28 protein-coding genes and 1 tRNA gene are annotated in these 23,423 nt (G+C 72.5%); 20 read left to right on the top strand and 9 right to left on the bottom strand.

What is annotated here, in order from left to right; genetic code table 11:
• Positions 1–303 precede the first annotated feature (303 nt).
• From selB to ACFSZT_RS17875, 3 genes are all read right to left on the bottom strand, one after another.
• Positions 304–2,052, bottom strand: coding sequence for a selenocysteine-specific translation elongation factor (gene selB, locus ACFSZT_RS17885; RefSeq protein WP_377390490.1), 1,749 nt, complete (start codon positions 2,050–2,052; stop codon positions 304–306).
• Positions 2,040–3,332: an L-seryl-tRNA(Sec) selenium transferase gene (gene selA / locus ACFSZT_RS17880; RefSeq protein ID WP_377390488.1), complete on the bottom strand. Its 1,293-nt coding sequence runs from the start codon at positions 3,330–3,332 to the stop codon at positions 2,040–2,042. The genes selB and selA overlap by 13 nt, the downstream gene beginning before the upstream one ends.
• Positions 3,333–3,353: 21 nt before the next feature.
• A tRNA-Sec gene (locus ACFSZT_RS17875) sits at positions 3,354–3,448 on the bottom strand.
• A 69-nt stretch (positions 3,449–3,517) separates the two neighbouring features.
• Here ACFSZT_RS17875 and selD point away from each other — a divergent pair.
• Positions 3,518–4,570, top strand: a complete 1,053-nt coding sequence (selD, locus tag ACFSZT_RS17870; protein ID WP_377390486.1) for a selenide, water dikinase SelD — start codon at positions 3,518–3,520, stop codon at positions 4,568–4,570.
• A gap of 21 nt (positions 4,571–4,591) precedes the next feature.
• On the opposite strand, the gene ACFSZT_RS17865 is transcribed toward selD, so the two are convergent.
• Together ACFSZT_RS17865 and ACFSZT_RS17860 are read right to left on the bottom strand one after the other, a co-directional pair.
• Positions 4,592–5,989, bottom strand: coding sequence for an aldehyde dehydrogenase family protein (locus tag ACFSZT_RS17865; RefSeq protein ID WP_377390484.1), 1,398 nt, complete (start codon positions 5,987–5,989; stop codon positions 4,592–4,594).
• A gap of 72 nt (positions 5,990–6,061) precedes the next feature.
• Positions 6,062–6,253 carry a DUF2795 domain-containing protein gene (locus tag ACFSZT_RS17860; protein ID WP_377390482.1) on the bottom strand — a complete coding sequence of 64 codons (192 nt, stop codon included), beginning with the start codon at positions 6,251–6,253 and terminating at the stop codon, positions 6,062–6,064.
• 54 nt (positions 6,254–6,307) lie between these two features.
• On the opposite strand from ACFSZT_RS17860, the gene ACFSZT_RS17855 reads away from it, so the two are divergent.
• Genes ACFSZT_RS17855 through ACFSZT_RS17840 form a run of 4 tightly spaced genes read left to right on the top strand, consistent with a single transcriptional unit; the run spans position 6,308 to position 8,057 of the window.
• On the top strand, positions 6,308–6,880 hold the full coding sequence (locus ACFSZT_RS17855; protein WP_377390480.1) for a nucleotidyltransferase family protein: 573 nt from the start codon (positions 6,308–6,310) through the stop codon (positions 6,878–6,880).
• Positions 6,864–7,130: a BON domain-containing protein gene (locus ACFSZT_RS17850; RefSeq protein WP_377390478.1), complete on the top strand. Its 267-nt coding sequence runs from the start codon at positions 6,864–6,866 to the stop codon at positions 7,128–7,130. Before ACFSZT_RS17855 ends, ACFSZT_RS17850 begins: the two co-directional genes overlap by 17 nt.
• A complete protein-coding gene (locus ACFSZT_RS17845) occupies positions 7,127–7,840 on the top strand; it encodes a metallophosphoesterase family protein (protein WP_377390476.1) in 714 nt (237 codons plus the stop codon). Before ACFSZT_RS17850 ends, ACFSZT_RS17845 begins: the two co-directional genes overlap by 4 nt.
• 13 nt (positions 7,841–7,853) lie before the next feature.
• Positions 7,854–8,057, top strand: a complete 204-nt coding sequence (locus tag ACFSZT_RS17840) for a hypothetical protein (protein ID WP_377390474.1) — start codon at positions 7,854–7,856, stop codon at positions 8,055–8,057.
• 15 nt (positions 8,058–8,072) lie between these two features.
• Here the strand turns inward: ACFSZT_RS17840 and ACFSZT_RS17835 are convergent, their stop codons facing one another.
• Together ACFSZT_RS17835 and ACFSZT_RS17830 are read right to left on the bottom strand one after the other, a co-directional pair.
• Positions 8,073–10,280, bottom strand: a complete 2,208-nt coding sequence (locus ACFSZT_RS17835) for a VanW family protein (protein ID WP_377390472.1) — start codon at positions 10,278–10,280, stop codon at positions 8,073–8,075.
• An 84-nt stretch (positions 10,281–10,364) separates the two neighbouring features.
• Positions 10,365–11,948 (bottom strand): serine/threonine-protein kinase, encoded by a 1,584-nt coding sequence (locus ACFSZT_RS17830; RefSeq protein WP_377390470.1) that lies wholly within the window; start codon positions 11,946–11,948, stop codon positions 10,365–10,367.
• 201 nt (positions 11,949–12,149) lie between these two features.
• Between ACFSZT_RS17830 and ACFSZT_RS17825 the strand changes: the two genes are divergently transcribed.
• The 11 genes from ACFSZT_RS17825 to ACFSZT_RS17775 all read left to right on the top strand — a co-directional run bounded on the left by ACFSZT_RS17825 (position 12,150) and on the right by ACFSZT_RS17775 (position 18,009).
• On the top strand, positions 12,150–12,800 hold the full coding sequence (locus ACFSZT_RS17825) for a hypothetical protein (protein WP_377390468.1): 651 nt from the start codon (positions 12,150–12,152) through the stop codon (positions 12,798–12,800).
• Between the two features lie 5 nt (positions 12,801–12,805).
• On the top strand, positions 12,806–13,978 hold the full coding sequence (locus tag ACFSZT_RS17820; protein WP_377390466.1) for an SRPBCC family protein: 1,173 nt from the start codon (positions 12,806–12,808) through the stop codon (positions 13,976–13,978).
• Complete coding sequence (gene gvpJ, locus ACFSZT_RS17815) at positions 13,975–14,370, top strand: gas vesicle protein GvpJ (protein WP_377390464.1); 396 nt, start codon at positions 13,975–13,977, stop codon at positions 14,368–14,370. The genes ACFSZT_RS17820 and gvpJ overlap by 4 nt, the downstream gene beginning before the upstream one ends.
• A gap of 2 nt (positions 14,371–14,372) precedes the next feature.
• Positions 14,373–15,167: a GvpL/GvpF family gas vesicle protein gene (locus tag ACFSZT_RS17810; protein WP_377390462.1), complete on the top strand. Its 795-nt coding sequence runs from the start codon at positions 14,373–14,375 to the stop codon at positions 15,165–15,167.
• Between the two features lie 4 nt (positions 15,168–15,171).
• A complete protein-coding gene (locus ACFSZT_RS17805) occupies positions 15,172–15,420 on the top strand; it encodes a gas vesicle protein GvpG (protein WP_377390460.1) in 249 nt (82 codons plus the stop codon).
• A gap of 7 nt (positions 15,421–15,427) precedes the next feature.
• Positions 15,428–15,754, top strand: a complete 327-nt coding sequence (locus ACFSZT_RS17800; protein ID WP_377390458.1) for a gas vesicle protein GvpO — start codon at positions 15,428–15,430, stop codon at positions 15,752–15,754.
• 2 nt (positions 15,755–15,756) lie between these two features.
• The gene (locus ACFSZT_RS17795) at positions 15,757–16,161 is read left to right on the top strand and encodes a gas vesicle protein (RefSeq protein ID WP_377390456.1); all 405 of its coding nucleotides are present in this window, start codon (positions 15,757–15,759) and stop codon (positions 16,159–16,161) included.
• 25 nt (positions 16,162–16,186) lie between these two features.
• Positions 16,187–17,023: a GvpL/GvpF family gas vesicle protein gene (locus ACFSZT_RS17790; RefSeq protein ID WP_377390454.1), complete on the top strand. Its 837-nt coding sequence runs from the start codon at positions 16,187–16,189 to the stop codon at positions 17,021–17,023.
• A gap of 73 nt (positions 17,024–17,096) precedes the next feature.
• Positions 17,097–17,291 carry a gas vesicle protein gene (locus ACFSZT_RS17785; RefSeq protein WP_377390452.1) on the top strand — a complete coding sequence of 65 codons (195 nt, stop codon included), beginning with the start codon at positions 17,097–17,099 and terminating at the stop codon, positions 17,289–17,291.
• A complete protein-coding gene (locus tag ACFSZT_RS17780) occupies positions 17,284–17,586 on the top strand; it encodes a gas vesicle protein K (protein WP_377390450.1) in 303 nt (100 codons plus the stop codon). The genes ACFSZT_RS17785 and ACFSZT_RS17780 overlap by 8 nt, the downstream gene beginning before the upstream one ends.
• 21 nt (positions 17,587–17,607) lie before the next feature.
• Complete coding sequence (locus tag ACFSZT_RS17775) at positions 17,608–18,009, top strand: DUF6401 family natural product biosynthesis protein (RefSeq protein ID WP_377390448.1); 402 nt, start codon at positions 17,608–17,610, stop codon at positions 18,007–18,009.
• 91 nt (positions 18,010–18,100) lie between these two features.
• Here ACFSZT_RS17775 and ACFSZT_RS17770 read toward each other — a convergent pair whose 3' ends face one another.
• Positions 18,101–18,967, bottom strand: a complete 867-nt coding sequence (locus ACFSZT_RS17770; RefSeq protein WP_377390446.1) for a mechanosensitive ion channel family protein — start codon at positions 18,965–18,967, stop codon at positions 18,101–18,103.
• A gap of 208 nt (positions 18,968–19,175) precedes the next feature.
• Positions 19,176–20,075 (bottom strand): homocysteine S-methyltransferase, encoded by a 900-nt coding sequence (gene mmuM, locus ACFSZT_RS17765; protein WP_377390444.1) that lies wholly within the window; start codon positions 20,073–20,075, stop codon positions 19,176–19,178.
• 121 nt (positions 20,076–20,196) lie between these two features.
• Here mmuM and ACFSZT_RS17760 point away from each other — a divergent pair, with 121 nt between their 5' ends.
• The 4 genes from ACFSZT_RS17760 (at position 20,197) to ACFSZT_RS17745 (ending at position 23,342) form a co-directional block, all read left to right on the top strand.
• A complete protein-coding gene (locus ACFSZT_RS17760; RefSeq protein WP_377391545.1) occupies positions 20,197–21,351 on the top strand; it encodes a J domain-containing protein in 1,155 nt (384 codons plus the stop codon).
• A gap of 68 nt (positions 21,352–21,419) precedes the next feature.
• Positions 21,420–22,094 (top strand): DUF998 domain-containing protein, encoded by a 675-nt coding sequence (locus ACFSZT_RS17755; RefSeq protein WP_377390442.1) that lies wholly within the window; start codon positions 21,420–21,422, stop codon positions 22,092–22,094.
• A gap of 28 nt (positions 22,095–22,122) precedes the next feature.
• Positions 22,123–22,884 (top strand): 3-oxoacyl-ACP reductase FabG, encoded by a 762-nt coding sequence (gene fabG, locus ACFSZT_RS17750; RefSeq protein WP_377390440.1) that lies wholly within the window; start codon positions 22,123–22,125, stop codon positions 22,882–22,884.
• Complete coding sequence (locus ACFSZT_RS17745; RefSeq protein ID WP_377390438.1) at positions 22,881–23,342, top strand: MaoC family dehydratase; 462 nt, start codon at positions 22,881–22,883, stop codon at positions 23,340–23,342. The genes fabG and ACFSZT_RS17745 overlap by 4 nt, the downstream gene beginning before the upstream one ends.
• Positions 23,343–23,423: the final 81 nt, after the last annotated feature.

The raw sequence follows: 23,423 nt of genomic DNA, 5'->3' as shown, positions 1-23,423 counted from the left end.
CCGGAGCAGCCGGGCCGGGTGACCGGTCGCGGCCCGGGGGCGTCGTGGACGGAGAGATTTGGCCAGGCACCGGTCGTGCCGACAACGTGGCGGTCCGGCAAGGGTATGGCCGGGCTGGTGACGCGGCAACGGTTGCGGCCGCGGAAACGTCGTGGTCCAGGCGCCTCGCGGCCCGGCAACGCCACGGCGGGCACCGATCGCAGGCTGACGACGTCGCGGTCCGGGAGCGGTGCGGCACGGCAGGTGGTGGCCCGGATCGTGGCCCTCGGCTCACCACCGCTCAGGTCGGTACGCCGCCTGCGATCAGCCGCCCTGCCGCAGGACGCGCGTTCCGTCCGGACGGCGATGCGTGACGCCCTCGGCGTCGAGCCGCTCCAGCAGGGGCACCGCGACCCGCCGCGTGGTGTGCCAAGCCCGGCGAGCGTCGCTCACGGTGAACGGCAGGTCGAGCCGGGCCAGCTCGCGCGCGGCCATTTCGAGCGCGCCCGCAGCGAGCACCACCGTGTCCGTCAACCGGATGAGCCTGCCCGCACGTTCCGCCGCCGCCAGTTCCCGCGGCCCCAGGCCCAGTGCGGCGAGGTCGTCGGCTTCCGGCGCGTGGAACGGCTCCTCCGCGAGACGCCGCTCGATCCGCGCCACCGCCCGCGCCACGGGCTCCGGCAGCTCCGCATCGACGCCGGGTTTGCGCACGAGCCCGTCCCGGACCTCCAGGCCGGTCCCGGTCAGGACCTCCGGCACCAGCTCGGCGGGGATGCCGAGGTCACGCCGCAATGCCTCCACCGGCATGCCCGCGGCCAACGGCTCGGCCGCACTCCACGCCGCGAACCGCTCTCCCGCTTGGCGCGGGAGCCCCGCCAGGACCTCCTCGTCGACCGCCCAGCGCCCCAGGCGAGCCCCGGCCGGCGCGAAGCCGAGCGCGGCGAGCTCCCGCACGGCCACGACCCGGTGCCTGCGGACATACGCCGCGGCCGCGTCGTGCTCGTCGAGTTCCCGCGCCCGGGCACGCGCGGCGCCCCTGCGGCGCAGCGGCGGCGGACTGGGGTCGAGCACCTCCGCCCCCGCCGGGACGCGATGCTCCCCCGGGTCGCGCAGCACGCCGATGTCACCGGCCCGCACCGGCAGCGCGACCCGCAGCGTCAATCGTGCCGTGTCCGTCCCCAGTGGACGAACCCGGCACGGCACGGCTGCGGCACCCAGATGCAGGACCAGCTCACGATGGAGCTCGGCGGCCTTGTCCCCGCGCACCCGGACGTCCACCTCGGCGGTCCCGTGCCAGGCGCCCGGTGTCAGCAGCGCCTCCCCCCGCCGCAGCTCGTCGCGGTCGACGCCGCGCAGGTTCACGGCTACGCGGGCCACCGCGGTCACCGTGTCGCGCGAACGGCCGAGGGACTGCAGGCCGCGCACCACGACGCGCCGCCCCGAGCCGGAGAGCACGAGCTCGTCGCCGGTGGCGAGCCGGCCCGCGCCCAGCGTGCCGGTGACGACCGTCCCCGCTCCGCGCACGGTGAAGACGCGATCGATCCACAGCCGCACGTCGGCGTCCGCGTCCGGCTGCGGCAGCCGGCGGGCGAGCGCGACGAGCCGCGCCCGCAACTCGTCGAACCCCTCGCCGGTGCGGCCGCTGACCGCGACGGCCGGCACATCGCCGAGAGTGGTGGCCGCCAGCCGGTCCCGGGCCGCCGCGGCGACCGGACGCGGGTCGGCGCGGTCCGCCTTGGTCACGACGAGCAGGCCGTGGCGGACGCCGAACGCGTCCAGCGCCGCCAGGTGTTCGCTCGACTGGGCCTGCCAGCCCTCGTCGGCGGCCACGACGAACACCGCGGCCGCCACCGGCCCCACACCGGCGAGCATGTTCGGCACGAAGCGCTCGTGCCCGGGAACGTCCACAAAGGCCAGTACCGTGCCGTCGATCTCGATCCACGCGAAGCCGAGATCCACCGTCAGGCCACGCCGCTGTTCCTCGGCCAGCCGGTCCGGCTCCATGCCGGTCAGCCGGCGGACGAGCGTGGACTTGCCGTGGTCGACGTGGCCGGCGGTGGCTAGGACGTGCATCGCATCACCGCGTCCAGCAGGCTGCGATCCTCGGCCGGGTCGATGGTGCGCAGGTCAAGCAGGCAGCGGCCTCGTTCGACGCGGCCCACCACCGGTGGGGTTCCCGTCCGCAAGGCCTCCGCGTAGTGCTCGGGCAGGCTCACCGCGGCACTCGGCAGCTCCACTCCCGGCGCTCCCCCGCCGCCGACGGCGGCCACCGACTCCACCGCGGTGGCGTCGACCCCACGCCGGGCCAGCTCACCGGCCAGCCAGGTGGCGCGGTCCCGCAACCGGCTCACCGGCGCCTCCAGGGCGGCCCGGACCGGAGGCAGCGGACCGCGCAGCGTCGCTTCGAGGGCCGCCAGCGTCAGCTTGTCCACCCGCATCGCCCGGGCGGCCGGATGGCGGCGCAGGCGTTCGACGACGGCGTGCTCGCCGAACAACAGCCCGGCCTGCGGCCCGCCGAGCAGCTTGTCACCGCTCGCGGTCACCAGCGACGCGCCCGCGCGCAGCGCCGTGGTCGCGTCAGGCTCGTCGGGCAGCAGCGGGTGCGGGTGAAACAGGCCCGACCCGATGTCGGCGACGACCGGGACACCCAGCTCCGCCAGCTCGCCGACACCGGCCTCGGCGGTGAACCCGGTGACCCGGAAGTTCGACGGGTGCACCTTGAGCACGAACCCGGTGTCGGGGCCGATCGCGGCCGCGTAGTCGGCGACGGTGGTGCGGTTGGTCGTACCGACCTCCCGCAACCGGGCACCGGCCGACTCCAGCAGTTCGGGAATCCGGAAACCGTCCCCGATCTCCACGAGCTCGCCCCGGCTCAGCACGATCTCCCGGCCCGGCGCGAGCGCGAGCGCGCACAGCAGCAGGGCGGCGGCATTGTTGTTGACGACGTGCACGCCGCCGGCCTCGGGCACGGCCCCCGCCAGCGCGGCGAGGGCGCCCCGCCCACGCCGGGCCCGCGTTCCGGACGCGAGGTCGAACTCGACGTCCGTGGCGCCGCCGGCGGCCCGCACGGCGTCGAGCGCGGCGGGCGAGAGCGGAGCCCGGCCCAGGTTGGTGTGCACGACGACGCCGGTCGCGTTGAGCACCGGGTGCAACGTGGTCGCGGTGCCGGGCAGCTCCGCCAGCGCCGACTCGGCGACGTCCTCGGGCGCGATCTCACCCGCGCGCGCCCGCTCCTGCGCGGTCACGACGGCGGCCTTGACGAGACCGGGGCCGAGATCGTGGACCGCCTTCGCCAGCCGGGGATCGGCCAGAAGCGTGTCGGTGCGCGGGATGCGCCGTCGTGGATCCGTCACGGCAGCGCACCCCGCGACCGGTGGCGGAGGCGAACGGGAATCGAACCCGCCAACGACAGTGCCTGCCGTTCAACGGTTTTGAAGACCGCGCCGGTCACCAGGCCGGAAGCGCCTCCCTGAGACATGCCCGACATGCCGCAATCTTCGCAAGGCGCATCGTCGCACGCAGCGCGAGGATTGGTGACATGGCTTACCGTCTCACCCAGTACGCGCACGGCGGCGGCTGTGCCTGCAAGATCCCGCCCGGCGAACTCGAGGACGTGGTGCGGGGCCTCACCGGCTCGCGCCCGCTCGACCCGCCCGGCGAACTCGAGGACGTGGTGCGGGGCCTCACCGGCTCGCGCCCGCTCGACCCGCCCGGCGAGCTCGTCGTAGGCCTCGACGACGGCGACGACGCGGCCGCGGTCCGCATCGCGGGCGGACAAGCGCTGATCGCCACCACGGACTTCTTCACCCCCGTCGTCGACGACCCCTACGACTGGGGCCGGATCGCCGCCGCCAACGCGCTCTCGGACGTCTACGCCATGGGCGGCACGCCGGTGGTCGCGCTGAACCTGCTGTGCTGGCCGCGCGACGCGCTGCCGTTCGACCTGGCCACCGAGGTACTGCGAGGCGGCAAGGACGTGTGCGGCGCCGCGGGCACTCATCTGGCGGGCGGGCACAGCGTCGACGATCCCGAACCGAAGTACGGCCTCGCCGTCACGGGCACAGCCGACCCCCACCGGCTGCTCCGCAACGACGCCGGCGCCCCGGGGATGCCGTTGTCGCTGACGAAACCGCTCGGGCTCGGCGTGCTCAACGCGCGGCACAAGGCCACGGCCGAACGGTTCGAGCAGGCCATCGAGGTGATGACCACGCTGAACGACGCCGCCGCCCGCGCCGCGCTCGAGGCCGGCCTGACGTGTGCCACCGACGTCACCGGATTCGGGCTGCTCGGGCACGTGCACAAGCTCGCGCGGGCGAGCGGCGTGACCGCGGTGATCGACTCCGCCTCGGTGCCCTATGTCGACGGGGCGCGGGAGTCGTTGCGGGCGGGCTTCGTGCCCGGAGGCAGCAAGCGCAACCTGGACTGGGTGCGCCCGCACGCCGATCTGTCCGCTGTGGACGAGGAGACGGCGTTGCTGCTGGCGGACGCCCAGACTTCCGGTGGCCTGCTTGTCGCGGGCGAGATCCCGGGCGCACCCGTGGTCGGCGAGCTCGTGTCCCGTCGCGACGGCCGCACCGTCGTCGTGCGCTGAGTCGCGCGGCGCCACGGCGCCTCAGCCGCCCGGAGCGGGCTCGATGTGCACCACCTTGGTCGTGGTCATCTCGTCGAGCAGCTCGGGGCCGTAGCCGTAGCCCTGCCCGCTGGCGCCGCGTGGTTGCGCGGCGCCGCCGGGCGCGCCGCCGAACACGGCGTTGACCTTCACGGTGCCCACCGGCAGCGCGCGCCACGCACGCTGGGCATGCTCCATGGAACGCGTCAGCACGGTGGCGGCGAGGCCGTAGCGGTCGGTGCGGGCGGCCTCGAGACCGTCGGCGAAGCTGTCCACGACGCACACGGGTGCCACGGGACCGAAGGTCTCCTCACGCAGCACCCGCATGCCGGGAGTGCAGTCCGCCAGCACCGTCGCCGGGTATCGGCTGCCGGGATCGTCCGGCACGACCCCGCCCGCGCACAGGCGCGCGCCGGCGGCGACCGCGTCCGCGACGTGGTCGTGGACCTTGTCCCGGTGGGCGCGGTCGACCAAGGGCAGTAGCCCGGTGCGCTCGGCCTCCTCGGTGAGTGCGGTCACGAACGGCTCGGCGATCGCGCGGTGGACGTAGATGCGTTCCACGGCCACGCAGATCTGGCCGCTGTTGGCGAACGAGCCCGTCGCCGCCTGGGCGGCGGCCCAGCGCGGATCCACGTCGGCGTCGACCACGAGCGGGTCGTTGCCGCCGTTCTCCAGGAGCACCTTCGCACCGGTCGTGGCGGCGGCCTTGGCGATGGCCCGGCCTGCCTCGCTGCTGCCGACATGGGCGATCAGGTCGACCGGACTCTCCGCCAGCCACGCTCCGACGGAACCGTCACCGGGCAGGCTGGTCAGCACGCCGTCCGGGACGTACGGTGCCAGCAGTTCACCGAGCAGCAGCCCGGTGTGCGGGCACCGTTCGCTGGGCTTGTACACCACGGTGTTGCCGGTGACCAGGGCGGCGCCGAGCAGTCCGCACGCCACGGCGACCGGGTCGTTCCACGGGGTGAGGACAGCGGCGACCCCGCGTGGCTCGGGCACCATGAGATCGGTCGCGGACACCGCACCGAGCAGGCTCCGTCCTCTGTGGACCGTACCGAGCTCGGCGTACTGCTCCAGCGTGCCCGCGCCTGCGAGCACGCCTTCCTTGGCGTCGGCGGCGGGCTTGCCGGTCTCGGCCTCGTTGATCGCCGCGAGGTCGTCGGCGCGGCCCCGGACCGCAGCGGCCGCCGCCCGCAGTGCGGCTCCCCGATCCGCAGCGGGGGTGGCAGCCCACTCGGCGGTGGCGGCACGGGCGGCCTCGACTGCCGCGGTGACGTCCTCGCGGCTTGCCATCGCGACGCGGCCGACGAGGCTTCCGTCGACGGGGTTGTCGATGCGGATGGCGTGCGGGTCGTCCGGTTCCGCGGCGGGCAGGTCCAGGTCAACGGCGAGATCGGTCATCAGGCACCTCCTGCGGCGAGGGTGATCCACCGCCGCATTCGGTAAACGTGCCGCCGCCCCGGGCCGACTGGGTCAGGTCTTGGAGTACTCGGCGCTCACCGCGTTGGGGCCGTCGTACTCGCGGTCGGGCAGGGACTTGAGGTGCTCGAGGATGTCGTCGTCCGCACCCTTGCCGCGCGCGTAGTCGACCAGCTGGTCTCGCGAACACGGGTAGTCCACACCGGCCAGGTACTTCTGCATCTCGATGGGGTTGGGCTGGGCCATGCTTTCACCTCCTGGCCCCCGCATACCCGGCCACCACGCGGGTAATCACGCGCCGTGGAGGTCGATCAGGAACAGCTGCTGCGCACCGTCACGAGGGTGGTGACGACCCTGCGGGAGGCGGATGTCCCGTTCGCGCTGGCCGGCGGGTGTGCCGTCTACGCCCGGGGCGGCCCCGCCTCCGATCACGACGTCGACATCTTCGTCACCGAGGCCGACGCTCCGGTGGCCCGCAAGGCGCTGATAGCCGCGGGCATGCGCGCGGCCGACCCGCCCGAGGACTGGCTGGTCAAGGTCTACGACGGCGACTGCCTCGTCGACGTCATCTTCCGTCCCAATCAGCGGCCGGTGACCGCCGACCTGCTCGCCCGGTGCGAGGAGATGCGCGTGGGCCCGACGTCGGCGCCCGTGCTGCCCGCCACCGACGTCATGGTGGACAAACTGCTGGTCCTCGGCCCGCATCGGTGCGACTTCACCCCGCTGCTGCCCATCGCCAGAGCCTTGCGGGAACAGGTCGACTGGCACCGGGCGGCACGGGAGACGGCCGGCTCGCCGTACGCGCGTGCGTTCCTGCGCCTGCTGACCGACCTCGGCGTGAAGGGAGGAGACTCCGATGCCGAACCGGGCTAGCGACGAGGTGCCCGAGTATGTCGCCGCGCGGGTGCGCAGAGCGCTCGCCGAGGACCCGCGGACGGCGGAACTCGGCATCCAGGTGGACGTGCGGGGCGAGCACGTCTACCTGTGCGGGTCCGTGTCGTCCCAGCAGTGCAAGGACGAGCTCGACCTGGTGGTGCACGAGCGGGAACCGTGGCTGCGCGTGCACAACGACGTCCACGTCGTCGAGGCCGGCGAACCAGGAGAACCCGAGGTGCTCCGATGATCAGAATCGCGGCGGTGGGAGACGTCCATCTCGGACCGGACGCGCGGGGCAGGTTGCGGCCCGCGCTCGAACGGCTGCCCCGGCACGCCGACGTGCTGCTGCTCGCGGGCGACCTGACCCGACACGGCACGCCGGAGGAGGCTCGGGTGGTGGCCCGGGAGTTCGCCGACGTCGGCGTGCCGGTGCTGGCGGTGCTCGGCAACCACGACCACCACAGCGATGCCGTTCCCGAGGTCACCGAGGTGCTCACCGACGGCGGCATCCATGTCCTGGAGGGCGACGGCACGGTGCTGCCGGTCGGTGGGCTGCGGCTCGGTGTCGCCGGGGTGAAGGGCTTCGGCGGCGGGTTCGAGGGCCGGTGCGCGAGTGCGTTCGGCGAGCCGGAAATGAAGGCGTTCGTCGGGCACACCACGGAGATCGCGGGGAAGCTGCAGTCGGCGCTGGAGTCGCTGACCTGCGACATCCGCGTCGCGCTCATGCACTACTCCCCGGTGCCGGACACCCTGCACGGGGAACCGCTGGAGATCTACCCGTTCCTGGGCGCCTACCAACTGGGCGAGGCGGTGGACGCGACGCGGACGCACCTCGCCGTGCACGGTCACGCGCACGCCGGGTGCGAGCGCGGGGTCACCCCCGGTGGGGTCCGGGTCCGCAACGTCGCCCAGCCCGTGATCCGGTCGGCGTTCACGGTGTACTGCCTGGAGCCGTGACGGGAGGTGTGCCATGACCGACCACCGCGGCGACCTGCCGCTCGCCGGCTACGACCGGCTGCCGGTGCTCGCGGTGCGCGAGCGGATCCGCTCGCTGCCCGCCGAGGACGTCCGACGGCTGCTCGCGTACGAGGAGAACCACGCCGACCGGCTCGCCGTCGTCACGGCGCTGCAGGCTCGGCTCGACCAGCTGACGCTCGGCTCCCCGCGCGAGTGAGCACAGGCCGCCGGCTCAGCCCTCGCCGTCCGCGTCACCCGGCGGGTCGGCCGGTGGCCCCGGTGGGACATCACCCTGCTCGGCGGGCGGCCCGTCCGGCTGCGGCGGAGGAGACGGCTGCGGCCGGGGCTTCGGCCTGGGCTCGGGTTCCGGCTCGGGTTCCGGTTCCTCGCAGACCACGGCGGGCTGGGGGTTGTAGACGACGGTGCGCTTCTCCCGGCGGACGACCTCGCCGGTGGTCAGGTCGCGGATGATGCGGGTGTCGGTGGTGCTGAACCCGCTGGCGCCGCTGGTGGGCGAGCACGTCTCGATCGGCTCCACCGTGACACTCGGCGACGTGTAGGCGAACCGGCCGCCGTTGACGGATTCGACCTCGTAGCGCTTGGTGCCCCAGAGCTTCACGGTGATGTCCGAGGGAGTCCAGATGGTCTGGATGACCACGCCCGTCGGTGCGTCGTTGGTGAACTTGAGGTCGATGACGCTGGACCCGTCCGGGTTCTGGTAGACCGTCGCCTCCCGGCCCTCCGGGTAGCGGCTGATGTAGTAGCTGTGTTCCTTGTGCTCGGTGTCCTTCATGGCCGCGAAGTACGCCGCGTTGTACAGCGTCGTCGCGAACTGGGAGATCCCGCCGCCGACGGCCCGGCCCGGCTGCCCGTTCTCGATGATGCCCGCGTACACGTAGCCCTGGTCGAGACCGCGTGGCCCGGTGAAACCGTTGAGGCTGAACGTCTCCCCCGGCTTGACGACCGCGCCGTTGACCTCTCGCGCGACGGCCCGGATGTTCTGCCCGGAGTCGTAGGCGAACCCGCTCGTGGTGAACTCGCCGATCACTTCCTTGATGCCGAGGGCACGGGCGGCTTCGGTGGTCAGCGCGGCGGGCTGCGAGACGTAGGTCGCGGTGATCTCCCGCCGGTCGGTCCGCTGCAGCACGCCGGTGAGGCCACTCAGGCTCTTCTCCCAGTCGATGCCGCGGCCGTTCCGCGCCGGGACGATCGTGGGCCTGCCGCCCGGGAAGGTGAACCGCGCGTCCCGGCCGCGTCGCTCGGTGGGCGCCAGCTGGGGCCCGACGGCGTTCCGGATGATCTGCCGGTCCACCTTCGGTGCGAGTGAACCGTCGTCGCGGGCCTCGAACGTCAGCGCCCGGGCGATCGCCTCCGGGCGCAACGTCGCGTCCCGGCCCTCGCCGTGCACGGTGACGGGTCCGGACACGGCGGGCCGCGCGATCCGGTCGAGGGCCTCGCGCACCGACTCGGTCGTCGAGCGGACCGGGATGGTGTGCACCGGCAGCCGCACCGGATCGGGGCCGGCCCAGTGCCGCAGGATCTCCTCGCGCGCCGCGGCGACCTCGAGTGCGCGCCCGGGACGGGGATCCTGGGCGACCGGTGTGGTGCCGTCGAAGCGGACCGTGCCCTCGGCCGCCTCACGGTCCACGCCCTGACGTACCCGCTGGACCGCGTCGTCGAAGAGATCCCAGTCGGCCTGGGAGACCACGCCGATCTCCTCGGTGGTGAAGAACGACGCGAGCCGCGTGAAGGGGTTCAGCGGCTGGTCGGTGGCCGCGTCGAGCGTGGCCGCCCAGTCGAGCCGCAGACCGAGCGGGCCCGGCATCAGCGTGTGCCGCGTGCCGGCGGCGTCGAGCTCGACGGGCTCGGTGAGCCGCGTCGTCAGGTCGGCACGCAGGGTCTGCTCGGCGTCCTCCCGGCTCATCCCGCCGACGTCGACGCCCGCCACGGTGCGGCCACGCGCGACGTCACCCTGGTTCAGCAACAGATCGAGGCCGTACAGCAGCGCGAGCACGCCGACGATCGCACCGGCCACGAGACCGGCCTTCCGCAGGCGGGAGTCCGGGAGCCGCCCCGCCTGCGGTGCCGCGCCGTCCGGGAGGTCGGTGTCCGGCCGGCCACCGCGTGCCGGGGGCTCGTGGTCGCGGGCGGTCAGGTCCGGACGCGCCGCGTCGACGCCGTCCGGCGCGGGCTCCGCGGGGTCAGCGGCGGTACCGTCGCCGTCCGCCGATCCGGCTCCGGTGTCCTCCGCCGATGCGGTTCCTGCCGGATCGGGGGTCGCCGGATCCGCGTCGGCCGGATCCTGCTCGGGCGACGCGGCCGCGGCAGGGCCGGCCGGCTGGGACTCGGCGGGTGGGCCGGTCGGCTGGTCCTGGGGCCGACTGCCGGCCCGGTCCTCGTCGGGCGGCTCCGGACTCGGCGGGCTGTTCTCCTGAACCAAGGCATCCCCGGGCTGGTGCGAGCAGTGACGTCAAACGAGGCGAAACTACCGCAGCGGCACGCAGTCCCCGTGCACGACCCGCGATCAGTTGTCCTTTTCGTCGCCCTCGTCCTTGCCGTCCTTGTCGTCCTTACCCTCGTCGTCCTTCTTGTCCTTGCCGCCCTTGTCCTCGTCGGAGGGCTTCTTCACGACCCGCGACGACACGAGCTGGTCGCTGTCGATGCGGGGCGTGCCCGACGTGGTGACCATGCCGAGGCGGTGCACCTCGCGGGTCACCTTGCCGTCGTCGGTGGTGAAGTCGAGCTGGACCTGAACGGTGGCGGAATCCAGGGCACGCGGTCCCGCGACGAGGGACACCCTCTCGATGCCGTTCCAGAAATCCTCGTACGCGCTCTTGCCCTGGGCCCGCAACCCCGGGCCCAGCTCCTGCCAGGCGCTGTCGGGATCGTCGGGCAGTAGGGCGTAGTAGTCGGCGACGGCCTGTTCGAGCTCCTCGGAGCTCGGAGCCACCGACGTGGTGGTCGTGGTGGCGGGAGGCTCGCTGGTCCGGGGGGCCTCCGTGGTCGGTGGCGCCCCCGCCCGCGGGCTGCCGGAGCTTCCGGTGGCGCCCACCAGCAGTTCGGCGACGAGGATCCCGATCGCCGCTGCCGTGAGCACCGCCAGCGCCGTCACGAGGACCCGGGTGCTCGACCGCCGCGTGGCCGCAGGGGCTGCCGGCGCCGGGGCCGCCGCGGGTGGCGGGCCGGCGGGGTGGAGGTCGACCCGCGTCGCCGGCCGGCGGGGCGGGGGAGGCGGAACGGCGGCCGTGGCGGGCACGGTCGGCGGATCGGCGGGCGCAACGGTGCCGCCGTCGGCCACGGTGCGCAGCGTCTCGGCGACCTGCGCCATCGTCGGCCGGGCGGAGGGCTCGGTCTGCAGCATCGCCTGCAGCGGGCCGGCCAACGGTCCGGCCTGCCGGGGCGGGATGGTCGTCCCGGTGGCGACCGTATGCAGCAGCGCGATCTCGTTGTCGATGGCCCCGAAGGGCGGCGTGCCCTCCACGGCGGCGTAGAGCGTGGCCCCGAGGGAGAACACGTCGGAGGCGGGCCCCGGTTCGGCGCCACGCGCGGCCTCGGGCGACAGGAACGCGGGTGTGCCCGCGAGCAGGCCCGTGCTCGTCACCGTGATGTCGCCTGCCGCCCGGGAAATACCGAAGTCGGTGATTTTCGTCGTGCCGTCGTCGCCGAGGAGGATGTTGCCGGGCTTGACGTCCCGGTGGATGACCCCGGCCGCGTGGGCGGCGGTCAGCGCCGACGCCACCTGCGCGCCGAGCCGCGCGACCTCCGTGGGCGGCAGTACGCGCCGTTCGGCCAGCACGGCCGACAGGCTCCGCGAGGGCAGGTACTCCATCACCAGCACGGGCTGGCCGGCGTCCTCGGCGACGTTGTAGACCGAGATCGCGTTCGGGTGCTGCAGGCGCGCCGCGATGCGGCCCTCCCGGAACGCACGCTGCCGCGCCTTGTCGGTCTCCACCTCGTTCAACCCCGGGGGCAGCAGCAGCTGCTTGACCGCGACCGTCCGGTCCAGACGATCGTCCACGGCCCGCCACACGACCCCCATCGCGCCGCTGCCGATCCGGCTCTGGAGGCGGTACCGGCCGGCGATCAGCCGGCCCTCGTCCTCACTCACCGATGCCTCCTCATCACGCGGACAGACTAGATGCCGCCGACATCGGTCCCCGTCCAGGTCCGCACGGGTGCTCCACCTGGAGCAATTCAGAAGCCCGGGTGACAAGGGCGTTTCGCAGTCACTCACCAGTGGTAACTCGATCGGGTCCTCGGGTCCGCCATCGGACGGCCGGACCCACTGCAGACCGAAGGAGAATCGCTCGTGAAAGGCGGGGCACAGGTAGGCGCGGCGGTGGCCGCGGGCTACCTCTTGGGTCGCACACGCAAGATGCGACTGGCATTGATGATCGCCGCTGCGGGCGCCACCGGGAAGCTCGGCACCTCGCCGCGGGAACTCCTGCAGCAGGGAGCCAAGCGGCTCGCGGAATCGCCGGAGCTCACCAAGATCACCGAGAGTATTCGCGGTGAGTTGCTCGACGCGGCCAAGACCGCGGCCGTCACCGCGGCCAGCAGCCGGCTCGACTCCCTCAACCAGCGGCTGCAGGACCAGACCGGCGCGGGCAAGAGCGGCGGCGACGAGAAGGAATCCGAGGGTGACGAGGACTACCTCGACGTCGAACCCGAGGACGAGCAGTCCGAGGACTCGCAGACCGGCGAAGACACCGGCGGGAGCGACGACACCGAGGAGTCCGAGCAGGCCGCGTCCAGCTCGAACGACTCCGAGGACTCCGACGACTCCGAGGACACCGACGAAGAGCCGGAGGAGGAGCCGGAGCCGCCCCGCCGCAGGCGCGCGGCGCAGACCCGGTCGGCCCGTTCCACGTCCACGCGGTCGGCGAGCCGGTCGCGCTCCGGCCGCACGCCCGCCCGCGGCAGCGAGGGCCGTGCCCCGGTGCGCCGCACCCGGAGGTGAGTGCTGTGACCAGCCAGGCGACAGGAGCCGCCCGCAAAGCGGGCAAGGCGGCGAAGGACACGACCAAGGGCACCGCCGACACCGCCACGGGCGCCGCCGGATCGGCCAAGGACGCCGTGGGTGACCTCGGGGCGTCCGCACTGCTGAAGAAGGCGGTGCAGCAGCTCGCGTCGACGGTCGCCTCCCGTGCGGCCTCGTCGGTCAGCGACAAGGTGTCCTCGACCGCCCAGAACCTCACCCAGTACGCCGAGAGCGGCGGCAAGGGCGGGCTGGCGACGGCGCTGACCGGTGCCCAGAAGCTCGCCGAGGGCAAGTCGCCGCTCGGCGCGATCGCCAGCACCGGCATGTCGAAGGTGACCGACAAGGTCAAGCAGGCCTTCGGCGGCGGCGGTGGCGGCGGCGCGAAGGACCAGCTGAAGGTCACCAACATCGTCGAGTCCATCGAGGTCGGGGTGCCGATCGACATCGCCTACGACCTGTGGACGCAGTTCACCGATTTCCCCTCCTTCATGAAGAAGGTCGAGAACGTCGACCAGGAGGAGGACGAGAAGCTCAAGTGGAAGGCCCAGGTCCTGTGGTCCCACCGCACGTGGGAGGCCACGATCGAGGAACAGGTGCCCTACGAGCGCATCGTATGGCGGTCGGAGGGCGAGAAGGGCCACGTCGACGGTGCGGTGACGTTCCACGAGCTCGCACCGAACCTCACCAAGATCGTCGTCGTGCTCGAGTACTACCCGCAGGGTTTCGTCGAGCGCACCGGCAACATCTGGCGCGCACCGGGCCGACGCGCGCGGCTGGAACTCAAGCACTTCCAGCGGCACGCCATGGTGCACGCCATTCTCAAGCCCGACGAGATCGAGGGCTGGCACGGCGAGATCCGCGAGGGCGAGGTCGTCAGCGAGGACGCGGTCGCCGACCGCGAGGGCGGCGAGGACGAGGGCCAGGAGGACGAGGAGTCCGCCGAGGAGCCCTCCGACGAGACCGACGAGGACACCGACGAAGAAGCCGACGAAGAAGCCGAGGAGGAGGAACCCGAAGAACCCGAGGAACCGGGCGAGGACACGGAGGACGAGGAAGAACCCGCACCGCGGCCACGTCGCCGCCGGGCGGTGGCCGCGTCCGCACCCGGCTCGTCCAGGGGAACCAGGACCCGTCGAACACGAGGAGGTCGTTCGTGACCACAGCCGTGCAGCCCGCAGGCGGAGGCGGAGCCGCCGATCGCCCGTCGTCGTCCAGCCTGGCCGACGTCATCGACACCATCCTGGACAAGGGCCTGGTGATCGACGCCTACGTGCGGGTGTCGCTGGTCGGCATCGAACTGCTGACCATCGACGCGCGCGTCGTCGTCGCCAGTGTCGACACCTACCTGCGCTTCGCGGAGGCGACGAGCCGCCTCGACCTTGCCGACAACGACGACAAGGGCCTGCCCGAGCTCGTGCAGGACATGCACCAGGGCGGCGCGAAGACGAAGACCAAGGGCGCGATCGAGGCCGCGGGCGACAAGCTCAAGGACTTTCTCGGCGAGGAGGCGGAACCGGCGAGCGGCCGGAGCCGGAAGGACGGCGAGTGACCATGGCGACCACCAAGGACAGCACCCAGGACAGCGAACGCGAGACCGTCGTCTACGTCTACGGGATCGTTCCCGGCGACGTGGAGAGCGACCCCGAGGCCACCGGAGTCGGTGATCCGCCCAGCCGGGTCACGCTCGTCCGTCACGGTGACCTCGCAGCGCTGGTGAGCCACATCAGCCGCGACGCCAAGCTCGGCAAACCCGAGGACCTTGCGGCGCACGCGTCCGTTCTCGACGCGACCGCCGGCGTGGCCCCGGTGCTGCCGTTGCGGTTCGGCGCCGTGGTCACCGACGAGGATGCCGTGGCCGAGGAGCTGCTCGCGAACAACCACGACGACTTCGCGGCGGCGCTGCACGAGCTCGAGGGGCGCGCGCAGTACGTCGTCAAGGGTCGCTACGACGAGCAGGCCATCCTGCGGGAGGTGCTGCGGGAGAACGAGGAGGCCTCGCGGTTGCGCGAGGCGATCCGCGGCAAGTCCGAGGACGCGAGCCGCAACGAACGCATCGCGCTGGGCGAGCTCATCACCAACGCCCTCGCCGCCAAGCGCGAGCAGGACACCGGCACGGCGGTCGAGCGGCTCGAGGCGCTCGGCCTGCTCGTCAACGTGCGGGAGGCGACGCACGAACGGGACGCCGTCTACGTCTCGTGCCTGGCCGAGGTCGCCAAGCAGGAGGAATTGGAACGTGCCGTCGGCGAGCTCGCCGAACGCTGGGAGGGCCGCGTCCACATGCGACTGCTCGGCCCGCTCGCGCCGTACGACTTCGTGACGACGCGCCAACCGCAGCAACAGGAGTGAGGCCATGGGCCTGCTGAGCGAGATCGCGCTGCTACCGCTGGCCCCCGTTCGCGGGGTGATCTCACTGGCCGAGCTGATCCAGGAACAGGTCGACCAGGAGGTCTCCGACCCGTCGTCGGTGCGCCGCGACCTGGAGGCCGCCGAGGAGGCCAGGGCGAGGGGCGAGATCACCGCCGAGGAGGAAGCCGCGATCCAGGAGCGGGCCATGCAACGCATGACCGGCGAGGGCACGATCGACCCTCGAGAGGGGTGAGGCCGGGATGGCCCGACAACAGGAAACCCCGCACCGCAAGCCGGAACACGACGGTGATCCGCCCGAGCTGAGCGCGCCCGAGGCCGCGGAGACGGCGCTGGACGAGATCGCCAAGCTCACCGGCCGGGACACGGTGGGCGCCACGTCGGTGGAGCCCACCGACGACGGGTGGCGGGTCGAGATCGAGGTCGTCGAGGAACGCCGCATCCCGTCCACATCGGACCTGATGGCGTTGTACCAGGTGGACCTCGACCTGGGCGGCGAGCTCCTCGCCTATCGCCGGACGCAACGTTATGCACGGGGCCGCAGCGGCCTCGGGAACGGAGCATCCTGAAGATGACGGAGATCGGCAGGCCGGCGCAGTCGACGGTGGGCTCCGCCCGTGGCTCGGGCGGTTCGTCCACCAATCTCGGCGACATTCTCGAGCGGGTACTGGACAAGGGGCTGGTGATCGCGGGCGACATCCAGGTCAACCTGCTCGACATCGAGTTGCTGACGATCAAGCTGCGCCTCGTCGTCGCCTCCCTGGAGACGGCCAAGGAGGTGGGGATCAACTGGTGGGAGAACGACCCCTGGCTCACGGGCAAGGGCGACGGCAAGCACCAACTGGAACGCGAGAACCGGGAGCTGCGGCAGCGCATCGAGGAGCTGGAGCGCCGCGGCCGGATCGAGGACGGCACGAGCACGCCACGCACGATCGAGGCCGCGACCGAGCGGGAAACCACCGACGAGCAACGCTGAGCGAGGAGGAAGGACTGGGCACCCGATGGCCGCTGACACCTCCGGAACCGAAGGCACCACCGGCACCGCGAGCGCGGAGCACACCGAAGGCATCGGACGCTGGCTCTACGTCGTCGCCCGCTCCCTGGACCACGGAGTCCTCGAGGGACTGCGCGGGGTCGCGGGCGAGCCGGTGCACGCCATCGAGAACGAAGACCTCGTGGCGCTCGTGAGCCCGGCGAGCCTTGACGAGTTCGGCGAGGAAGCCCTGCACCGCAACCTCGAGGACCTCGACTGGCTGGCGGAGACCGCCCGCGCCCACGACGACGTCGTCGCCGCCGCCGATCGGGCCGCCGCGGCGGTGGTGCCGCTGCGGCTGGCCACCGTGTACCTCGACGACGACCGGGTCCGCTCCCTGCTGGCGCAGCGCCGGGCGGACTTCGCCGCCGCGCTGGACCTGGTCGCGGGGCGCACCGAGTGGGGCGTGAAGGCCTACGCCGACCCGGACGAACTCGTCGCCGCCGCCGAGCCCACCGCCGGTTCGGGCGGCGGCGCCGGGACCGCCTACCTGCTCAAGCGCAAGGCGCAGCTGTCGGCGCGGGAGCGGGCCGAGCAGGCCGCCGCGGACCACGCCGGGGAGCTGCACGAGGCGCTCGCGGCCCTCTCCGTCGCGGCCCGGCGGCATCCTCCGCAGGACCCGAAGCTCTCCGGGCGCAGCGGATGGATGGTCCTCAATGGTGCCTACCTCGTCGACGACGCCCGGGGCGACGAGTTCGCCCGCACCGTCGAGCGGCTCGGCGCCGACCGGGCCGGCGTCCGGCTGGAGCTCACCGGTCCGTGGCCGCCGTACTCCTTCGCCGGCCTCGAGGAGAACGCGGGATGAGCGGCCATGCCGGAGCAGCGCCCATGGGGGCAGGCCGGGCGCGGGCGCTCCCGCGCGGAACGGAGATCCCGGCATGAGAAGCGAGCTGGACACCGCCGCGCCGGAACGCCGCATCGCGCTGGTCGATCTCCTCGACCGCGTGCTCGCGGGCGGTGTGGTGCTCTCCGGCGAGATCACCCTGTCGATCGCCGACGTCGATCTGGTGCACGTGTCGCTGCGTGCCCTCATCACGTCGGCGAGCACCCTGGAGCGGAGCAGCCGTGAGTGAGAACGAACACAGGAATCTGCTCGCCGAGCACATCGACGCTGATCCGGACAACGTCGAGAAGGGTCTGGTCAGCCTCGTGCTTACGATCGTGGAGTTGCTGCGCCAGCTCATGGAGCGGCAGGCACTGCGCCGCGTCGAGGAGAGCGATCTGTCCGAGGAGCAGGTCGAACGCATCGGGCTGACCCTCATGCGGCTCGAGGAGCGGATGGGCGAGCTGCGCGATCATTTCGGGCTCACCCCCGCCGACCTCAACATCGACCTGGGTCCGCTGGGGCCGCTGCTGCCACCCGAATAGGTGGATTTATGCTCGGCAGCCATGGGTTGGTTGCTGAACGTGTGGCAGGAGTCTGCCGCGAAGCGGGAGCTGTCCGCACTCGCCGAGCGGCTCGGTCGGGCCGGGCTTGCCATCGGGAGCCTCGCCCCCGGTCTGCTCGCCACCATCGATCAGCACGCCGCCGCCGTCCGCGACATCCTCGCGCTGAGCGGCGCCAAGGTCGGAGCCGTGGAACTCGCCGGCTACGCCCGCGGCATCCTGGACGCGGCCCGGGAATCCGGCTGGACCCCACCGGAACCGGGTGGTCCCGGTGATCGGGATGTCCCCAGCGCGCACAACCTGGACTGGGTGACCCTCCGGCTGGCCGCCGTGTGCCTGCTGGCCACAGCCGGAACGGTGGCCATGGCCACCGGCGGAGACGTCGACCCCCTGTTGTTCTTCTGACCTCACGTATTCCGGCCCCGCGCAGACGTGGTGGGTACGTCCCGCCCGGGGAACGCACCCACCACGACGTAGCCGTGAGCTCGGCCGCCGGTCAGCGCGGGTAGTCGCGCGGCGGCAGGTCGGTCCGCGGCGGCATCTGCTGCGTGCCCGACGGCATCTGCCCAGCGCCGGCCGCGCCCGTCTGGATGGGCCCGGTCTGCGCACCGGTGTCGGCGGGTTCCGCGGCCTCACCGGTCTGGCCCGCCTGCGCCCGCATGGCGTCCTCTCGGCCTCGCTGGTAGGCCTCCGTCTGCGACTTCGCCTCCGGCACCTCCTGCTCGGCGCGGTTCAGCCAGCGCTCCCACCGTTGCTGCATCGGCCGCACCATGCCGCCGCCGAGGCCGACGACGAGGATGCCGCCGACGGTCGCGAGGACGGCCACCAGCACCGGCGTGGTCACCGCGGTGGCGACGCCGACCTGGTTCAGTGCCGCGATGACACCGAGCGCGACGATGAACACCTGCGTCACGCGTGCGACGAAGTTGCCCCAGCTGAAGCCCCCGAGCGCCGCACCGACCAGGTCCTTCACGGCGTTGGCGATGGCCGCGGCCACGACGATGATGACGATCGCGACCAGGGCCCGCGGCAGCCATGCGACGATGCCCGCGAGCAGGCTGCTGATCGGGTTGGGCCCGAACACGCCGAACGCCAGCTGCAGGGTGAGCAGCAGCACGGCGTAGTAGACGATCGCCGCGATGAGGTCGCTGGCGTCGTACTTCGACCGCTCGAGCGCCCGCTTGATGCCGCCGCGCTCGACGGCCCGGTCGAAGTTCAGCCGCTCCAGGACCACGTCGACCAGCTTGCGCAGGGCCTTCGCCACCAGCCAGCCGATGACCAGAATGACGAGAAATGCGGCGAACTTCGGCAGGAAGGTGATCACCGATCGTAAGGCTTCGTTGAATGATTCCGTTATGTTCATCCGGATCCCATTCCTTTCCGTGGCCGGCCCTCCCGCGCCGTCGTCCCGCTGCCCGCCGCGCAGGCGGGCAGCGTTCCGCGTGGACTCGTCCACGCGGCACTCGCATCGGCGCCGGACCACTTGCTCCGGTGGTTGCGGACTACCCCGAATACGAAGCGTCACACGCGCGCCGGGAAGCCGCCTTTCCGGACAAACCAATTCAGCCCGTTCAGGCGATGCCCCGCGGATTTCTCACGACATCGGCGACACGAGCGATATCCGGAGGTCCGACGCGGCAACACCCCCCGACGAACCGGGCGCCGGCCGCGATCCACCCGGTCACCTGTTCAGGGGAGAACCGAGCCGGTCCGGTCCAGGCCTTCGCCGCCGCGTCCCAGCCCTCGCCACTGTTCGGGTACGCGATCACCGGTTTGCCCGTGACCTCGCGCGCGACGCCGACCGCGCCGGGAACCTCGTCCGGGGCGCAGCAGTTCACCCCGACGGCGACGACCCGGTCGTCCTCCGCGGCGACGGCGAAGGCCTCCTCCAGGCTCTGCCCGGCCCGAGTGCGGCCGTTTTCGACGGTGTAGGACAGCCACGCGGGCACGTCCACCGCATCGAGTGCCGCGAGCTCGGCGACCGCCTCGTCGACATCGGGCACGGTCTCCAGTGCGATCAGGTCCGGCCCCGCCTCGGCGAGCACCTCGAGCCGTGGCCGGTGGAAGGCGACGAGCTCTCGCGCGGTGAGCCCGTAGCGGCCGCGGTACTCGGAACCGTCCGCGAGGTAGGCGCCGTACGGCCCGGCGGAGGCGGCGACCCAGCGCCGTCCGCCGTCGGCGGCGAGGAGGTCACGGGCCCGCCGCGCGAGCTCGACGCTGCGGCGCAGGAGCTGCGCCGCCTCGGCGCGGCCGACCCCGCACGCCGCGAAGCCCGGAAAACTGGCCTGGTAGCTCGCCGTGGTCGCGACCTGCGCGCCCGCCCGGAAGAACGCCAGGTGCGCGGCGACGATCTCCTCCGGGGCGTCGGCGAGGAGCCGCGCCGACCACAACGCGTCGGACAGATCGTGCCCGCGTGCCTCCAGCTGGGTGGCGAGACCACCGTCCAGCACGACCGGCTCGTCCGACAGCACGGTACAAGCCTAAGGCGCCCTAGCACACCGGCCCGGCACCCCAACGCGCCGGAGGCGGCCGTACCCGGTGAGTGACCGGCACGCCATAGTGTGTGCCTGCCGAGGTCCTAGCGAGGTGAGTGTGCGCGACGTCGACTACTACGAACTTCTTGGCGTGCGGCCGGATGCCACACCCGCGGAGATCAAGTCGGCCTACCGTGCGCTCGCCCGCGCGCTGCATCCGGACGCGGGCGGCACGACCGGCACGTTCCGCCTCCTGCGCGAGGCGTACGAGACACTGGCCGATCCCGAACTGCGGGCCGAGTACGACGAGGACACCGGCCGGGTGAGCGGGGACGCGCGGCAGGAGCCACGCCGGACCACACCAGCCGGTCCCGCGGCACCCCGCGCGGAGGCGACTCGCACCGCGTCCCCGCGCGCGGCACGTGCGCGCACCCGGACCCGCCGGTTCGGCGAGGACCCGCACTACGACCCGCCGCCACCCCGCGTCGACGTGCGGACCATCCCGTGGTGGCACACCGTCGACACGGCCTGCCGCGTGCACTACGCCCAGCCTGGCTCTGCCGGCCACGGTCCAGCCGCGCTCACCGCAGGCGCGGCCTGCGTTCTGGCGCCGACACTCGTGCTCACCTCTCCCCCGGCACCGGTTCTCGTCGCCGGCCTGGTCCTGCTCGCCGTCGTGCTCGGCGCCGGGTTCCTGCTCGTCCGCCGTCAGCTGGCGTCGCTGCGGGAGGCGCGGACCTTCCAGGACGAGTACCGCGGCCGGGCCGTGTTCGGCCATCCCGGCGGAGACGACGACCAGGTGGCCGAGCGCCGCACCGCCGACCTGCTCGCCCGCTACCTCACGCAGCTGCCCGGCGCGCGGATCTTCCACGGGCTCGCTTGGCCGGATTCGGTGTTCGCCGACGTCGACCACGCGGTGCTGTGCGGTCACCGGCTGGTGCTGATCGAGTCGAAACGATGGCTGCCGGGGCACTACAGCGTCGACGACGCGGGGGTGCTGCACCGCAACGGCCAGCGCTTCCGGGGCGGCGGCACCCGGCTGGCGGAAAGCGTCGCGGCGTTCGAGGCGCTGCTGCCGGACGTGGAGGTACGGGGGGCGCTGGTCCTCTATCCCAGCCGCGCGGGCGAGATCACCACCGACCCCGGCGACGGCGACGTCCGGCCCATGACGCCCGAGGAGTTCGTCCGTGAGGCCGGTGCGTGGCTGGCAGCGGAGCCGTCGACAGTGGACCGGACCGTCTTCCGCGCGGTGCTCGGGCAGGTCGTGAGCTGACGGCACGCTCACAACGCGCCTGGCTGAATGGACGACACCGCCAGCACCGCGACCGGGAAGGACGTCAGATGCCGGATACCGTGCCAGCCAAAGGTGGCACCCTGGCCGCGGCGGCAGGCCTTGCCGCCGTGCTCGCGGGCAGCGTCCTCATGGGCCTGCTGCACGTCGGCACCGTCGACGAGGTCGACCCGGTGCGCCGGACCATCAGCGAGTACGCGCTCGGGCCGGGCAAGTGGGTGTTCGACACGGCCGTCCTGCTGATCGCGGCCGGATCGGCGGCGATCTTCGGCACGCTGGTGCACCGCGAGCAGGTCAGGGCGGGCGGGATCACCACGCTCGGCGCGGCGGCGTGGACGCTGGGCCTGCTGACCGTGGTGGTGTTCCCGAAGACGGACTGGTCCGTCGGCCCCAGTCTCGGCGGCACGATCCACCGCTACGCCAGCGTCGTCGCCTTCGTGGGGCTGCCGGTGGCCGTGCTCGCCGCCCGCGCCGTCCACCGACACTCCCCCGTCCTCCGGATCGCGACCGGTGTGCTCGCAGCGGCGTCGCTCGCGTGGTTCGGCGTCATCCTCGCCGCCGTCGGGCTGATGCTGACGGGCGGAGAACCGTGGTGGCGCGCGATTCCACTCGGCCTCGTCGAGCGCGGGATGGCCGCCACCGAGGTCGCCGCGCTCGTCGCGCTCTCCCTCGGATCGGTCCGCGCGCGTACTCCCGTGGTGGCTCCTCCGCTGGTAGGTTCCTGAGCGGATGCTTACTCACCGAGGAGGAACATTGTCCGAGTCGCCTTCCCGTGTCGCGATCGTCACGGGCGCCGGCCGGGGTATCGGCGCCGCCATCGCGAAACGTCTCGCCTCCGACGGGTTCGCCGTCGGGCTGGTCGATCTCGACGAGGCAGGCGCCAAGGCCGGTGCCGACGCGATCGTCGCCGCCGGAGGCAAGGCCCTGGGAGTGGCTGCCGACATCAGCGACGCCGAGCAGGTGGATCGGGCCGTCGCCACCGTGGCCGAGCAGCTCGGAGCGCCCACCGTCCTGGTCAACAACGCCGGGATCACCCGCGACAACCTGCTGTTCAAGATGACCGAGTCCGACTGGGACGCGGTGATGAACGTGCACCTGCGCGGCGCCTTCCTCATGTCGCGGGCGACCCAGAAGTACATGACCGAGCAGGGCTGGGGCCGCATCGTGAACCTGTCCAGCACCTCCGCACTCGGCAACCGCGGCCAGGCGAACTACTCCACGGCCAAAGCCGGTCTGCAGGGCTTCACCAAGACCCTGGCGATCGAACTCGGCAAGTTCGGCGTCACCGTCAACGCCATCGCACCGGGCTTCATCGAGACCGACATGACCGCCGCGACCGCCGAGCGCATCGGCATGTCGTTCGACGAGTTCAAGAAGGCCGCGGCGCAGGAGATCCCGGTCCGCCGCGTCGGGCAGCCGGAGGACATCGCGCACACCGTGTCGTTCCTGGTGAGCGAGGGTGCCGGCTTCGTGTCCGGTCAGGTCGTCTACGTCGCGGGCGGGCCGAAGGCATGAGCGAGCCCCGCGTCTTCCCCGACCTCGACAGCTTCACCCAGGCCGTCGGCGAGCACCTGGGCTACAGCGACTGGCGCACCATCACCCAGGAGCAGGTGAACCTCTTCGCCGACGCGACCGACGACCACCAGTGGATTCACGTCGACCCGGAGCGCGCGGCCGGCGGCCCGTTCGGCGGGCCGATCGCCCACGGCTACCTCACGCTGTCGCTCATTCCGGCTCTCGGCAAGGAGATCTACCGCGTCGACGGCCTGCGCATGGGCATCAACTACGGCGTCAACAAGGTCCGTTTCCCGCAGGCCGTCAAGGTCGGCGCCAAGATCCGCGCCGGAGCCGAGCTCGCCGAGGTGAAGCCGACGGCGCAGGGCACCCAGGCGGTGGTGCGCTGGACGATCGAGATCGACGGCGAGGCCAAGCCCGCGTGTGTCGCGGAGACCGTCGTCGTGATGGTCGCCTGATCGGCCGGCCGACATCGGCACCCACGTCCGGTACGGGAGACGCACACCGCTCCCGCACCGGACGCGTCATCGACAAGGAGG

Source organism: Prauserella oleivorans (genome assembly GCF_042685745.1).
Lineage (GTDB): Bacteria > Actinomycetota > Actinomycetes > Mycobacteriales > Pseudonocardiaceae > Prauserella_A > Prauserella_A oleivorans.
The sequence above is the reverse complement of the archived record's forward strand: the minus strand, read 5'-3'. Positions and strand labels throughout refer to the sequence as shown.